Raw genomic sequence first — 12,922 nt, 5'->3', positions numbered from 1 at the left:
TTTTTTGCTGCATTCAGACGTCTGCGTTATTCGTCTGTCTTGGCTTCATCGCCATGGGACAGGCTGTAAACGTAGGCGGCCAGCAAGTGAACCTTGTCGTTTCCTTGCAGGTCAGCCTGTGCAGGCATCTGGCCCTGACGGCCGTAACGGATGGTCTGCTGCAGTTGAGCGAAGCTCGAACCGTAGATGAACGCCCCGGGGTGAGTCAGGTTCGGTGCACCCATCAGCGGGTTACCTTTACCTTCCGGACCGTGGCACACCGCACAGTTGGTAGCGAAAAGCTCCTTGCCCTTGGCAGGGTCGGCTTTCGCACCTTCCGGCAATTTACGGCCATCCAGACTGGTCAGTACGTAGGCAGCTACGTCGCTGACGCCTTGCTCGCCAATCACTTCGGACCAGCCCGGCATGACGGCGTGACGGCCGGCCATGATGGTGGTCTTGATGTCGGCAGGCGTACCGCCCCAGCGCCAGTCGGCGTCGGTCAGGTTCGGGAAGCCGTAGGCGCCCTTGGCGTCGGAGCCGTGGCACACCGAGCAGTTGGACGCGAACAGACGGCCGCCCATTTTCAGTGCTTGCGGATCCTTGGCGACTTCTTCAATGGGCATCGCAGCGAACTTGGCGAAGATCGGGCCAAATTTGGCGTCCGATTTGGCCATTTCCTTTTCCCACTCGTGAACGCCGGTCCAGCCGGTCTGACCATTGGCAAACTGGGTTTGCTCTTTGGTGTCCAGGTACTGGTAGCCCGGCAGCAGGCCTTTCCAGTTACCCAGGCCCGGGTACAGAACGAGGTATCCGAGGGCGAAAATGACGGTGCCGACAAACAGCATGAACCACCATTTAGGCATTGGGTTGTCGTACTCTTCGATCCCGTCGTAAGCATGCCCGACTTTCTCGTCGGTCTGCTCGCTGCGCTGGCCCTTGCGGGTGGCCAGCAACAGCCAGGTCAAGGCGAAGATGGTACCCAGAGTGAGGACTGTAACGTACAGACTCCAGAACGTAGTCATTCTTTGTTACTCCTAGAAGCTTGCTCTTGCTCGACGTGCTTGATGGCTTCGGGATCATCCTTGAACGGCAGCAAGGTAGCGTCGTCAAATTCTGACTTGCGTCGCGGGCTGAATACCCACAAGGCCAAACCGATAAAAGCCACCATCACAACGACAGTGCCCAGGCCACGAATCATCCCGATATCCATTCAGATCACCGTTTGCTTTTGATGATGGTGCCCAAGCCCTGGAGGTAAGCCACCAGTGCGTCCATTTCAGTTTTGCCCTTCACAGCATCCTTGGCACCGGCGATGTCTTCGTCGGTGTAAGGAACGCCGAGCTCGCGCAAGACTTCCATTTTTTTCGCGGTGTCCTTGCCGTCCAGCTTGCGCTCTACGAGGAACGGGTACGCCGGCATGATCGACTCGGGCACAACGTTGCGCGGGTTGTACAAATGCGCACGCTGCCAGTCATCGGAGTAGCGGCCGCCAACGCGGGCCAGGTCCGGACCGGTACGCTTGGAGCCCCACAGGAACGGGTGGTCCCAGACGCTTTCACCGGCAACCGAGTAGTGACCGTAACGTTCGGTTTCGGCACGGAACGGACGGATCATCTGCGAGTGGCAGCCGACACAGCCGTTGGCGATATAGATATCACGGCCTTCCAGTTCCAGCGCGGTGCGTGGCTTCATGCCCTCGACCGGAGTGTTGGTCACGTCCTGGAAGAACAGCGGAACGATTTGGGTCAGGCCGCCAATGCTCACGGCGATGACCATGAAGAAAGCCATCAGGCCAATATTCTTCTCGATTGTATCGTGCTTGATCATCAGTGAGCTCCAACTACAGCAATCTTGCTCGCCGCTTCAGCTTCTGCCGGGTTCGAGGCACGCACGGTGCGGAACACGTTGTAGGCCATGAACAGCATGCCGCTGGCGAAAATGGCACCGCCCAGGGCGCGAACGATAAAGCCGGGGTGACTGGCTTGCAGTGCTTCCACGAACGAGTAGGTCAGCGTCCCGTCGTCGTTGATTGCACGCCACATCAGGCCCTGTGTGATGCCGTTGACCCACATCGAAGCGATGTAAAGCACGGTACCGATTGTTGCCAGCCAGAAGTGCACGTTGATCAGGCCGGTGCTGTACATCTGCTTTTGGCCATAGACTTTCGGGATCATGTGGTACATGGCGCCGATCGAAATCATCGCAACCCAGCCCAGTGCACCGGCATGTACGTGGCCGATGGTCCAGTCGGTGTAGTGCGACAGCGCGTTGACGGTCTTGATTGCCATCATCGGGCCTTCGAAGGTCGACATGCCGTAGAAGGCCAGGGACACAACGAGGAAGCGCAGGATCGGGTCCGTGCGCAACTTATGCCATGCGCCAGAGAGGGTCATCATGCCGTTGATCATGCCGCCCCAGCTTGGAGCCAGCAGGATGATCGACATTGCCATGCCCAGCGACTGGGCCCAGTCCGGCAGAGCGGTGTAGTGCAAGTGGTGCGGACCTGCCCAGATATAGAGGGTGATCAGCGCCCAGAAGTGCACGATGGACAGGCGATACGAGTAGATCGGGCGCTCGGCCTGTTTCGGCACGAAGTAGTACATCATGCCCAGGAAGCCAGTCGTCAGGAAGAAACCTACCGCGTTGTGGCCATACCACCACTGGATCATGGCGTCTGTCGCACCGGCGTATGCCGAGTAAGACTTGAAGAAGCTCACTGGCAGGGAGGCGTGGTTGACGATGTGCAGCATTGCCGTCACGAGAATGAAGGCGCCGTAGAACCAGTTGCCGACATAGATATGCTTGGTTTTACGCTTGGTAATGGTTCCGAAGAACACAATGGCGTAGACCACCCAGACGATCGCCAGCAGGACTGCCAAAGGCAATTCCAGCTCTGCGTATTCTTTGCTCGTGGTGTAACCCATCGGCAACGTGATGATCGCGCCGATGATCACTGCCTGCCAACCCCAGAAGGTAAACGAGGCGAGCGTGTCGGAGATCAGTCGCGTTTGGCAGGTGCGCTGCACGACGTAGTAAGAGGTGCCAAACAATGCACAGCCACCAAAGGCAAAGATCACAAGGTTGGTATGCAGGGGGCGAAGACGGCCGAAGGTCGTCCATTCAAGGCCAAGGTTCAATTCAGGCCACACAAGCTGTGACGCGATGAAAACCCCGAGCCCCATGCCAAGGATCCCCCAGACCACCGTCATGATGGCGAACTGGCGGACTACCTTATAGTTATAAGCAGTCGGACTGATTGCTGTGCTCATTCTAAGGTTCCACGGTTTAGGTGTTTTATTAGGATAAAAATCGGTCGCAAGTATGTATAAAGCGTAGGGGTATTGCAACGAAGCATGACCCCGGTCAATGCTTTCCAAGGCTTATTCTGCGGCCTTTCCATGCGGGGAGTAAGGTCAAACGGACCTCTCTAAAATGCCGCGCGGAGGGCAAAACCGAAGGGGGAGAAGCGGGCAGGTTCAAGTGGGGGTAAGGCATGGCGAGAGCATGGCGAACTTCGCAATGGACGACAGCCGTTGTAAACCCACTAGTGTGGCCCGTAACAGTGCCCTTCAACTTACCGATTAATTTCACTTGACGTAGAGCCGGGAAAATCCCGATCACGCAAGACAAGAGCTTAGTCCTGAATGGCGGGAGAGCAATAACGGACTAGAAAGAGGTGCGACACTTGGTCGCGCTTTGAGGCGGGAACTGCCGCACCAAAATGATGCGGCAGGAAATGTCTGGTAATTATTCGGCTGTTTTTTCCTCTTGATTACCATGTGACAAGCTGAACACGTATGCCGCCAGTAACTGCACCTTGTCGTTGCCCAGCAACTCGTTTTGCGCAGGCATGTGACCCTGGCGACCGTGGCGAATGGTTTGCTGCAATTGCGCCAGGCTGGTGCCGTAGATAAAGCCCGCAGGTTGGGTCAGGTCCGGCGCCCCCATCAGCTGCATGCCCTTGCCGTTTGCCCCGTGGCAAGCCACGCAAGTGGTGTCATAGGCTTGCTTGCCCGCCGCCAGATCCACCGAAGTGTCTTGCGGCAAAGGCAGGCCCGCCAGGTCGTGACGCACGTAGGCGGCAACGTTCTTGACCCCGGCTTCGCCCAATACTTCACCCCAGGCCGGCATCGCGGCAATACGTCCGCCCATGATGGTGGCCTTGATGGTGTCGGCATCGCCGCCCCAGCGCCAGGTGTTGTCGGCCAGATTCGGGAAGCCGAAAGCGCCTTTGGCGTCCGAGCCGTGACACACCGAGCAGTTGGAGGCAAACAGGCGTCCCCCCATTTTCAGTGCGGCCGGATCCTGCGCGACTTGCTCCACCGGCATGGCAGCGTATTTGGCGAAGATCGGCCCGAACCTGGCATCCGCCTTGTCCATTTCCTTCTGCCATTCATTGGCGCCGGTCCAGCCATTTTCATAACCGGGCAGCAGGCCTTTCCAGTTGCCCAGGCCCGGGTAAAGGATCAAGTACCCCACCGCAAACACCAGCGTGCCGACGAACAACATGAACCACCATTGCGGCAGCGGGTTGTCATACTCCTCGATGCCGTCGAAGCTGTGGCCCATGGTCTCGACGGTATCGCTCTTGGTTTCGCCCTTGCGCGTACTGACCAGCAGCCAGGTCAGGCCGATCAACGTGCCAATGGTCAGCACGCATATATAAAGACTCCAGAAGGTGGTCATGCTTTGTTACTCCTAGACGCTTGTTCTTGCTCGACGTGTTGAATCGCCTCTGGATCGTCCTTGAATGGCAGTAAGGTCGCGTCTTCAAACTCCGATTTGCGTCGCGGGCTGAACACCCACAACGCCAGACCGATAAACGCCACGGCCACCACCACGGTGCCCAGGCCGCGAATCATTCCACTACTCATCTCGAAGACCATGACTTACCTCTTGCTCTTGATGGCAGTGCCGAGCACTTGCAGATAGGCCACCAACGCGTCCATTTCGGTTTTGCCTTGCACCGACTGCTTGGCGTTGGCGATGTCTTCGTCGGTGTACGGCACGCCCAGGGTGCGCATCACTTCAAGTTTCTTTTCTGTGTGGCTGCTGTCTACCGGGGCCTCCACCAGCCACGGGTACGCTGGCATCTTCGACTCGGGCACTACGTTGCGCGGGTTGTACAAATGCGCGCGGTGCCAGTCATCGGAGTAACGGCCGCCGACACGGGCCAGGTCCGGCCCGGTGCGCTTGGAGCCCCACAGGAACGGGTGATCCCACACGCTTTCACCGGCGACCGAGTAGTGACCGTAACGCTCGGTCTCGGCGCGGAACGGGCGGATCATCTGCGAGTGACACTGCACGCAGCCTTCGCGGATATAAATGTCGCGACCTTCCAGTTGCAGCGCGGTGTAAGGCTTCATGCCCTCCACCGGGGTGTTGGTCACGTCCTCAAAGAACAAAGGGACGATTTGCGTCAGGCCACCCACGCTCACGCACAGGATCATCAGCAACAGCATCAGGCCGATATTTTTTTCAATGACTTCGTGTTTCATTGCCAACTCCTCAGGCCATCTGCGCGGCGGCTACGACTTCAGCGGGCTCGGCGTTACGCACGGTGCGCCAAGTGTTGTAAGCCATCAGCAACATGCCGCTGAAGAAGATCGCACCACCGACCAGTCGTACGACATAGCCCGGATGGCTGGCCACCAGGGTTTCGACGAAGGAGTAGGTCAGCGTTCCGTCTTCGTTGACTGCGCGCCACATCAGGCCTTGAGCAATGCCGTTGACCCACATCGACGCGATGTAGAGCACGGTGCCGATAGTGGCCAGCCAGAAGTGCGCGTTGATCAGGCCCATGCTGTACATCTGCGGGCGACCGAAGATTTTCGGGATCATGTGATACAGCGCGCCGATCGAGATCATCGCTACCCAGCCCAACGCACCGGCGTGTACGTGGCCGATGGTCCAGTCGGTGTAGTGGGAGAGGGCGTTGACGGTCTTGATCGCCATCATCGGGCCTTCAAAGGTCGACATGCCGTAGAACGCCAGTGACACAACGAGGAAGCGCAGGATCGGGTCGCTGCGCAACTTATGCCAGGCGCCCGAGAGGGTCATCATGCCGTTGATCATGCCGCCCCAGCTCGGTGCCAGCAGAATCAGCGACATCACCATGCCCAGCGACTGGGCCCAGTCCGGCAGCGCGGTGTAGTGCAAGTGGTGAGGGCCGGCCCAGATGTACAGGGTGATCAGCGCCCAGAAGTGCACGATGGACAGGCGATAGGAGTAGATCGGACGTTCGGCCTGTTTTGGCACGAAGTAGTACATCATCCCCAAAAAGCCCGCGGTCAGGAAAAAGCCCACAGCGTTATGCCCGTACCACCACTGCACCATGGCGTCAGTGGCGCCACCGTAGAGCGAGTAGGACTTGGTGAAGCTGACCGGGATTTCCAGGTTATTGACGATGTGCAAAATGGCCACGGTCACGATGAAGGCGCCGAAGAACCAGTTGCCCACGTAAATGTGCTTGGTCTTGCGCTTCATGATCGTGCCGAAGAACACGATGGCGTATGCGACCCAGACGATGGTGATCAAAATGTCGATCGGCCATTCCAGCTCGGCGTATTCCTTGGAACTGGTGTAGCCCAGCGGCAGGCTGATGGCCGCGAGCACAATCACCAGTTGCCAGCCCCAGAAGGTAAACGCCGCAATCTTGGGCGAGAACAGCGTGGCCTGGCAGGTGCGTTGCACCGAGTAGAACGAGGCGGCGAACAAGGCGCAGCCGCCGAAGGCAAAAATGACGGCGTTCGTGTGCAAAGGGCGCAGGCGCCCGAAACTGGTCCAAGGCAAATTGAAGTTGAGTTCTGGCCAGACCAACTGCGCGGCGAGAAAAACGCCGAGCCCCATACCGACGATGCCCCAAACCACCGTCATAATGGCAAATTGGCGGACCACCTTGTAGTTGTAGGCGGTACTTGTAGAAGTGTTCATGGTTCCCCATCCACGGTTCAGGCGAATACAAAGGCACGCCTGGAGTTATAGGCAGACTAAAAGCGAGGCAAGCATGGGTGTAGCAGGCAAGGTCGGTATTGACGGGGATCAATGGCTGCAGTGCGTGGAACAGCGGGGCTGGTTGTGGAATGGCGCCTGTGGAGCCTCATCCGCGACCCTGATCCTGGCTCACGGTGCGGGTGCGCCGATGGACAGCATCTGGATGGACGGTATGGCTGAGCGCCTTGCTGCACGCGGGGTGAGCGTGTTGCGCTTCGAGTTCCCATACATGGCACAACGGCGTCTCGATGGTGGCAAAAGGCCTCCAAATCAGCAGGCCAAATTGCTCGAATGCTGGCGTGAAGTGTTTAGCGAGGTGCGACGGCATGTCGCTGGGCCATTGGTCATTGGCGGCAAGTCAATGGGCGGGCGTATGGCCAGTATGCTGGCGGATGAATTGCAAGCGGATGGCCTGGTGTGCCTGGGTTATCCGTTCTACGCGAGCGGCAAACCGGAAAAACCCCGTGTGGCACACCTGGCTGAGCTCAAGACGCCCGCCTTGATCGTGCAAGGTGAGCGTGATGCCTTGGGCAATCGAGAGGCGGTGGAGGCCTACAAGCTGGCGCCTGGCATTGAAGTGCTGTGGCTGGTGTCGGGAGATCACGACCTCAAGCCGTTAAAGGCCTCGGGGTTTATCCATGAGCAGCATCTGGATGGGGCGGCAGACAAGATTGCGCATTGGTTGAGTGCCCATTGACGCCAATGCCTTGCAGGCGCTCGGACTGTAAGGTGTCAACGGTGGTTAAAAACATGGCGTTAATTCCTACAGGCTTTAAAGATAAGACTTATATGTCGGATTGCTGATTATTTTCATGCTGTGGAGCCATTGCGTAAGGTGGCTCGGCATTGTTGTTGGGCTGCGTACAAGGCTCAACAACAAGAGAATTCAATCAGATGCCTCAGTTTCCTCTAACCCGTCAATCCCTTCTTATGCTGGCTGTCAGTCAGCCACTGTTGTTCTCAAGTGTGCAGCTACAGGCAGCCGATGATGATCGTGTCGTTGCTCAAAATGGCACCCACGTCAGTGTCAGTGATATGGACATTGAAACGACAGGCGATGCCGTGTATGGCCTTGTGGCCGAGAGCGGCGCAACAGTTAACGCGCACAACATGAGTCTAGGGACCTCCGGGGGGTTCTCGTTCGGTGCCTTTATTAACGGTTACGACAGCAAACTCAACGCCACGGGTGATCTGGCAATTACCACGTCGGGTGAAAACTCTGCCGGACTGTTGGTCGGTAATTACGCCAAGGCTGATGTAGAAAAAATCGATGTGGTAACTGTCGGCGAAAGTGCCTTTGGGCTCTTTGTCGCCAGTAACGCCCAACTCAACCTTGGCTCGGGCTCCATTACGACCAGGGGGGATGACAGTATCGGGATCAGGGGCTGGCAGAGAGGCGAGTTCAAGGGTGCCAACCTGGTCATTAACACAGAGGGTAATCGTGCTTTTGGGGTCAGGGCACTGACCGAAGCCTCTGTAAACTTGCGCGGTAGTTCAATCAGCACTTTCGGGGACCAATCCGCTGGGGTTTTCGCGGGCGGTGGCTCCTCGATTGATCTAAACACAGGCTCTTCGATCACCACGTATGGAGCCGAGTCCCATGGTGCGTTCGCCAGCGGTGCCAATAGTCTGGTGAAGCTGAGCGACAGTCATGTCGAAACCTTTGGTGAAGGTTCGGCGGGTATCCAGGTTGAAGACGGCGGCCGGGTCGAACTCAATAATGCTCATGTCAAGGCCAATGGCGCCGGGGCTGTCGGGGCGCAACTCAGTGGCGGTAGCCTGGCAGTCAATGGCGGTTCAATCCAGTCGCAAAATGGGGCGGTGATTAACATCAGAGGCCAAGGCATTACGGTCGATGTTGCAGGTGCGTACCTGAGCAGCACCGATGGCCTTGTAATACAGGTTGAAGGGGCATCAGAGGCCCTGGTGACGGTGAGGAATGGCTCCACCTTGTCGGCCAACAATGGCACGGGTGAGTTGCTCGGTGTGAAGCTTGGCAGTGTGCTGGATCTCGTAGTGGATGGCAGTTTTTTACACGGCAACATGACCATTCCTGAAGGCTCTCTGGTCAATGTCCGCTTGCAGAACGGGACGCGCTTTACCGGTCAAATGGTCGATGTCCGGAGCCTGCAACTTGATGCGGGCGTCAGCTGGAACATTACGGGTGACAGCAACGTCGAGTCGCTGGTGCTTGGCGGCGGGGCGGTTAATTTCGCAGGGTTTGAAGGCTTTCACCAGTTAACCGTCGGCGAGTTGTCGGGCAATGGTGACTTTGGGCTGAAGCTGGATATAAACAACCGCCGAGCTGATTTTCTTGCGGTGGACGGTCAAGCCAGCGGCCGCCATCGGTTGAATATTCATAACAGCGGCATCGAGCCACCCGCCAGCTTTGATCCTGTGCAAGTCGTCCACACCGAAGGCGGTGACGCCGTGTTCAATGTGGTCGGCGAGCGTGTTGACCTTGGTGCTTACTCCTACGGTATAGAGCGCCTGGGCGACGACTGGTTTCTGGTCAGCGGCGGTCGTGAGGTGAGCCCTGCAACCCGAAGCGTCCAGGCATTGTTCAATAGTGCCCCAACTGTCTGGTATGGCGAGATGAGCGCCTTGCGCAGTCGTATGAATGAGGTGCGAAGCAGTGGGCAGGGCGGTGGCTGGATGCTCGGCTACGGTAACAAGCATCAGGTCGCGGGCAGCGATGGGCTGAGATACAGGCAAAACCAGGCCGGGTTTTCCCTTGGCGCGGACACTCCGCTGGACAGTAGCGACGGGGTACTGATGGTCGGCCTGCTGGCGGGGCACAGCAAGTCCGGCCTGTCGCAGGCTCGCGGTTCTGCGGGTACTGTCCAGAGCTTCTATGTGGGTGGGTACGGTACCTGGATGGGCAGTGATGGTTACTACGTCGACGGATTGCTCAAGCTCAATCAGTTTCAGAACCGCGCTGACGTCGTGATGAGTAACTCAACCAAAGCCAAAGGAACGTATCGCAATTATGGTGTCGGGGCTTCGCTGGAGGCCGGTCGCGAGGTTCAACTGACAGAGCGCCTGTTCGTCGAGCCCTTTGTTCAGGTTTCAGCGGTCGCCGTGCAGGGCAAGTCTCTCAACCTGGATAGCGGATTGCAGGCGCGCAGTGCCACGACCCGTTCACTGCTCGGTAAAGTGGGGGCCACGGTCGAGCATCGTAATCAATGGGTGAGCCCTTACGTCAAGGTGGCACTGGCTCACGAGTTTGCCCGTGACAATGAAGTCAAGGTCAATGGCAACAGCTTCAGGAATGACCTGCAGGGCACTCGGGCTGAGTTGGGTGCAGGCTTGTCTCTGTCAGTGGCCAAGGATCTGCAATTGCATGCGGATTTCGAATACATGAACGGTACGAAAATCAAGCAGCCCTGGGGTGGGAGCGTCGGTCTTCGATACGCGTTTTGATGCCGGGTGAAAGGAAAAGCCAGCGAGTGATTCGCTGGCTTTTTTGTGTCAGCGGTTAAACCGTTCCACCAGCGAGTACTGGCTGTTTACGGTCTGGCTCAGTTCTTCGCTCAACAGCGCTGAATGCTGCGCCTGTTCAGAGGTCTGGTCTGCCAGGTCGGCAATGGTGCTGATGTTACGGCTGACTTCTTCAGCTACCGCACTTTGCTCCTCGGTAGCCGCTGCGATCTGGGCAGTCATGTCGGTGATATTGGCCACCGCTTCGCTGATGCCCACCAGCGCCTTGTCGGCTTCCAGCACCCGAGCCACGCCTTCTTCAGCCTGACGGTGACCGGCGTCCATGGTTTGGACGGCAGTGGCTGCGGTCTGTTGCAGCTTTGCAATCAGGCTGTGAATTTGCCCGGTGGAAGCGCTGGTGCGTTGCGCCAGTTGGCGCACTTCGTCCGCCACCACGGCAAAGCCACGGCCCATTTCACCGGCTCGCGCCGCTTCGATGGCTGCGTTCAGGGCCAGCAGGTTGGTCTGGTCGGCAATGCCTTTGATCACGTCAACCACGCCGCCGATTTCGTCACTGTCCTTGGCCAGTTGCGTGACGGTGGCACCGGTTTCGCCTACCACCACTGACAGGCGCTGAATGGCTTCGCGGGTTTCACCGGCAATATCGCGGCCGCGACTGGTCAGGCGGTTGGCTTCTTGCGTGGCGTCAGCCGTGCGTTGTACGTGGCTGGCCACTTCTTGTGTGGTCGCGGCCATCTGATTGACCGCCGTTGCCACTTGTTCAGTCTCGACCCGCTGGCGCTCCAGCCCGACAGAGCTCTTGTGGGCCAGAATGTCGGATTGACGGGCTTGCCCGCTCAGATGCTCGGCGGTGTCCTGCAGGCGTGTCAGGCAGGTTTTCAGGCGTGCTTCCTGGCTCAGGATGGACATCTCCAGGCGTGCTTGCGGGCCGCGGCTGTCGGTGTACATCTGTGCAATCAGCGGGTCAGACGTGGTTTGTTCTGCCAGGCGTAGCAGTCGCTTGATCCCGCGCTGTTGCCAGGTCAGGCCCAGCAGTCCCAGCGGAATCGACAGCAGGGCTGCCAGGGCAAAACCCCAGCTGGAGTTGAGCAGGGCACCAATCGTGAAGCTCAATTGACTGACCAGAATAAAGGGCAGCCAGTCCTGCAGCACCGGTAGCCACTTGTCACGCTGCGGCACTGCCGATTTGCCCCGGTTGAGGCGAGAGTACAGGCCTTCGGCACGGCGGATCTGTTCGGCGGTCGGTTTGATCCGTACCGACTCGTAACCCACCACGCGTTCGTTCTCGAAGATCGGGGTGACATACGCATTGACCCAGTAATGGTCGCCATTTTTGCAGCGGTTCTTGACGATACCCATCCACGGCGCACCCTTTTTCAGGGTGCTCCACATATGCTCGAACACGGCAGGCGGCACGTCGGGATGGCGCACAAGATTGTGCGGTGCGCGTATCAGCTCCTCACGCGAAAACCCGCTGATTTCCATAAAGTCATCGTTGCAATAGGAAATCACGCCTTTGGCATCGGTCGTGGAGATCAACCGTTGTTGCGCGGGGAATGTGCGTTCGCGTTGAGTGATGGGCTGGTTGTTACGCATGTCGTTTCAATCCGCAAGACTTTGACAGGCTGTCGGCATGAGTAAGAAATTGTTTAATTTATATTTCAGGCGCCGGCGCGTCAGGGGGTCAGCATCGGGTAGGTGAAAAACACGAAATGCAGCACGTTGAGCCCAAAGTGGGTGGCAATTGCTGCGCCCAACCCGCCAAAGCGGTAAGCCAGGCCATAGCCGACCCCGGCCAGCCCCGCCAGCAACATCCATTGCCAGCCAGCGGCGGCATGCGCCAGGCCAAACAGCGTCGAGGCCGCGATCAGCGCTAAAGTCTGGCCATAAGGCAGCATTTTGAGTTTTCGGCTCAGCCCGCCCTGGATGTAGCCGCGAAACAGCGCCTCCTCCACCAGTGTTACCAGCAGCAGGTTGTTCAGCAGCCAGAGAGTGCCCTGGGGCGGCCATTTCGGTGCCCATGCAATCATGCCCAGCAGCATCGCACCGCCCAGCGCCATGCTCGCCGCCAGCGCCAGGCCCATTAAAGTGGCGCCCAAAGACACGCGCCAGGCAAAGCGTGGCGCGATCCACGGGCACACCAACAGCAGCCAGAAACCAATCAGTGGTTTGTCCAGATTGAAGTACATCGAAAACGGCACTGCATCAGGCGTCAGTCGCATGGGGCCGATGGCTTTTCCGTTGTGGAAACCGGGTAGCCAGTGCAGGGCCAGCGCGACAGCCAGCAGAACAAACAGTGCGTGCCCGGCATAGCGCAGGTAATGATTTTTGGTTTGTAGAACGGCGAGCCCGCTGAGGGTCAGCAGGCCAAGTGCGATAAGGGTTTGAACACCCAATTGCCCAAAGCTCAGGGCAAGGCCGTAGCCGAGGGTCAGAAGTGCCAGATAAGGCCATGGCAGAACAATCATGAAAATCCTTGGAATCGTTAAAAAAGCACCCCGGATCC

The 12,922-nt window shown here is 58.1% G+C and carries 12 protein-coding genes; 2 read left to right on the top strand and 10 right to left on the bottom strand.

Going from position 1 to position 12,922, the window contains the following annotated elements:
- Positions 1–26 precede the first annotated feature (26 nt).
- The 8 genes from ccoP (KO536_RS06805) to ccoN (KO536_RS06770) all read right to left on the bottom strand — a co-directional run bounded on the left by ccoP (KO536_RS06805) (position 27) and on the right by ccoN (KO536_RS06770) (position 6,915).
- Positions 27–1,004, bottom strand: a complete 978-nt coding sequence (gene ccoP, locus KO536_RS06805) for a cytochrome-c oxidase, cbb3-type subunit III (protein ID WP_133077158.1) — start codon at positions 1,002–1,004, stop codon at positions 27–29.
- A complete protein-coding gene (locus KO536_RS06800; RefSeq protein WP_003447209.1) occupies positions 1,001–1,192 on the bottom strand; it encodes a CcoQ/FixQ family Cbb3-type cytochrome c oxidase assembly chaperone in 192 nt (63 codons plus the stop codon). Before KO536_RS06800 ends, ccoP (KO536_RS06805) begins: the two co-directional genes overlap by 4 nt.
- A 5-nt stretch (positions 1,193–1,197) precedes the next feature.
- A complete protein-coding gene (gene ccoO / locus KO536_RS06795; RefSeq protein WP_374105696.1) occupies positions 1,198–1,806 on the bottom strand; it encodes a cytochrome-c oxidase, cbb3-type subunit II in 609 nt (202 codons plus the stop codon).
- A 2-nt stretch (positions 1,807–1,808) separates the two neighbouring features.
- Positions 1,809–3,251 (bottom strand): cytochrome-c oxidase, cbb3-type subunit I, encoded by a 1,443-nt coding sequence (gene ccoN / locus KO536_RS06790; RefSeq protein WP_133077160.1) that lies wholly within the window; start codon positions 3,249–3,251, stop codon positions 1,809–1,811.
- A 478-nt stretch (positions 3,252–3,729) separates the two neighbouring features.
- Positions 3,730–4,668, bottom strand: coding sequence for a cytochrome-c oxidase, cbb3-type subunit III (gene ccoP, locus KO536_RS06785; protein ID WP_219261518.1), 939 nt, complete (start codon positions 4,666–4,668; stop codon positions 3,730–3,732).
- Positions 4,665–4,856: a cbb3-type cytochrome c oxidase subunit 3 gene (locus KO536_RS06780; RefSeq protein WP_019826673.1), complete on the bottom strand. Its 192-nt coding sequence runs from the start codon at positions 4,854–4,856 to the stop codon at positions 4,665–4,667. Before KO536_RS06780 ends, ccoP (KO536_RS06785) begins: the two co-directional genes overlap by 4 nt.
- A gap of 15 nt (positions 4,857–4,871) precedes the next feature.
- Complete coding sequence (gene ccoO / locus KO536_RS06775) at positions 4,872–5,480, bottom strand: cytochrome-c oxidase, cbb3-type subunit II (protein WP_133077162.1); 609 nt, start codon at positions 5,478–5,480, stop codon at positions 4,872–4,874.
- 10 nt (positions 5,481–5,490) lie between these two features.
- Positions 5,491–6,915, bottom strand: a complete 1,425-nt coding sequence (gene ccoN / locus KO536_RS06770) for a cytochrome-c oxidase, cbb3-type subunit I (RefSeq protein WP_133077163.1) — start codon at positions 6,913–6,915, stop codon at positions 5,491–5,493.
- A gap of 73 nt (positions 6,916–6,988) precedes the next feature.
- On the opposite strand from ccoN (KO536_RS06770), the gene KO536_RS06765 reads away from it, so the two are divergent.
- Both KO536_RS06765 and KO536_RS06760 read left to right on the top strand, forming a co-directional pair.
- Positions 6,989–7,672, top strand: a complete 684-nt coding sequence (locus tag KO536_RS06765) for an alpha/beta family hydrolase (protein ID WP_219261517.1) — start codon at positions 6,989–6,991, stop codon at positions 7,670–7,672.
- A gap of 413 nt (positions 7,673–8,085) precedes the next feature.
- Positions 8,086–10,398, top strand: a complete 2,313-nt coding sequence (locus KO536_RS06760) for an autotransporter outer membrane beta-barrel domain-containing protein (RefSeq protein ID WP_219261516.1) — start codon at positions 8,086–8,088, stop codon at positions 10,396–10,398.
- 48 nt (positions 10,399–10,446) lie between these two features.
- Here the strand turns inward: KO536_RS06760 and KO536_RS06755 are convergent, their stop codons facing one another.
- Positions 10,447–12,012: a PAS domain-containing methyl-accepting chemotaxis protein gene (locus KO536_RS06755; RefSeq protein WP_133077166.1), complete on the bottom strand. Its 1,566-nt coding sequence runs from the start codon at positions 12,010–12,012 to the stop codon at positions 10,447–10,449.
- A gap of 80 nt (positions 12,013–12,092) precedes the next feature.
- On the bottom strand, positions 12,093–12,884 hold the full coding sequence (locus KO536_RS06750) for a CPBP family intramembrane glutamic endopeptidase (RefSeq protein ID WP_219261515.1): 792 nt from the start codon (positions 12,882–12,884) through the stop codon (positions 12,093–12,095).
- Positions 12,885–12,922 lie beyond the last annotated feature (38 nt).

The sequence above is a fragment of the Pseudomonas sp. NKUCC02_KPG genome, from assembly GCF_019345465.1.
Taxonomy (GTDB): domain Bacteria; phylum Pseudomonadota; class Gammaproteobacteria; order Pseudomonadales; family Pseudomonadaceae; genus Aquipseudomonas.
Note: the sequence above shows the minus strand (reverse complement) of the source record. Positions and strands in the feature narration are given on the sequence as shown.

What these genes read in the sequence shown, in the direction of transcription:
- ccoP (WP_133077158.1), bottom strand. Translation starts at nt 1,004, where the DNA reads ATGACTACGTTCTGGAGTCTGTACGTTACAGTCCTCACTCTGGGTACC.
- KO536_RS06800 (WP_003447209.1), bottom strand. Translation starts at nt 1,192, where the DNA reads ATGGATATCGGGATGATTCGTGGCCTGGGCACTGTCGTTGTGATGGTG.
- ccoN (WP_133077160.1), bottom strand. Translation starts at nt 3,251, where the DNA reads ATGAGCACAGCAATCAGTCCGACTGCTTATAACTATAAGGTAGTCCGC.
- ccoP (WP_219261518.1), bottom strand. Translation starts at nt 4,668, where the DNA reads ATGACCACCTTCTGGAGTCTTTATATATGCGTGCTGACCATTGGCACG.
- KO536_RS06780 (WP_019826673.1), bottom strand. Translation starts at nt 4,856, where the DNA reads ATGAGTAGTGGAATGATTCGCGGCCTGGGCACCGTGGTGGTGGCCGTG.
- ccoO (WP_133077162.1), bottom strand. Translation starts at nt 5,480, where the DNA reads ATGAAACACGAAGTCATTGAAAAAAATATCGGCCTGATGCTGTTGCTG.
- ccoN (WP_133077163.1), bottom strand. Translation starts at nt 6,915, where the DNA reads ATGAACACTTCTACAAGTACCGCCTACAACTACAAGGTGGTCCGCCAA.
- KO536_RS06765 (WP_219261517.1), top strand. Translation starts at nt 6,989, where the DNA reads ATGGGTGTAGCAGGCAAGGTCGGTATTGACGGGGATCAATGGCTGCAG.
- KO536_RS06760 (WP_219261516.1), top strand. Translation starts at nt 8,086, where the DNA reads ATGAGTCTAGGGACCTCCGGGGGGTTCTCGTTCGGTGCCTTTATTAAC.
- KO536_RS06755 (WP_133077166.1), bottom strand. Translation starts at nt 12,012, where the DNA reads ATGCGTAACAACCAGCCCATCACTCAACGCGAACGCACATTCCCCGCG.
- KO536_RS06750 (WP_219261515.1), bottom strand. Translation starts at nt 12,884, where the DNA reads ATGATTGTTCTGCCATGGCCTTATCTGGCACTTCTGACCCTCGGCTAC.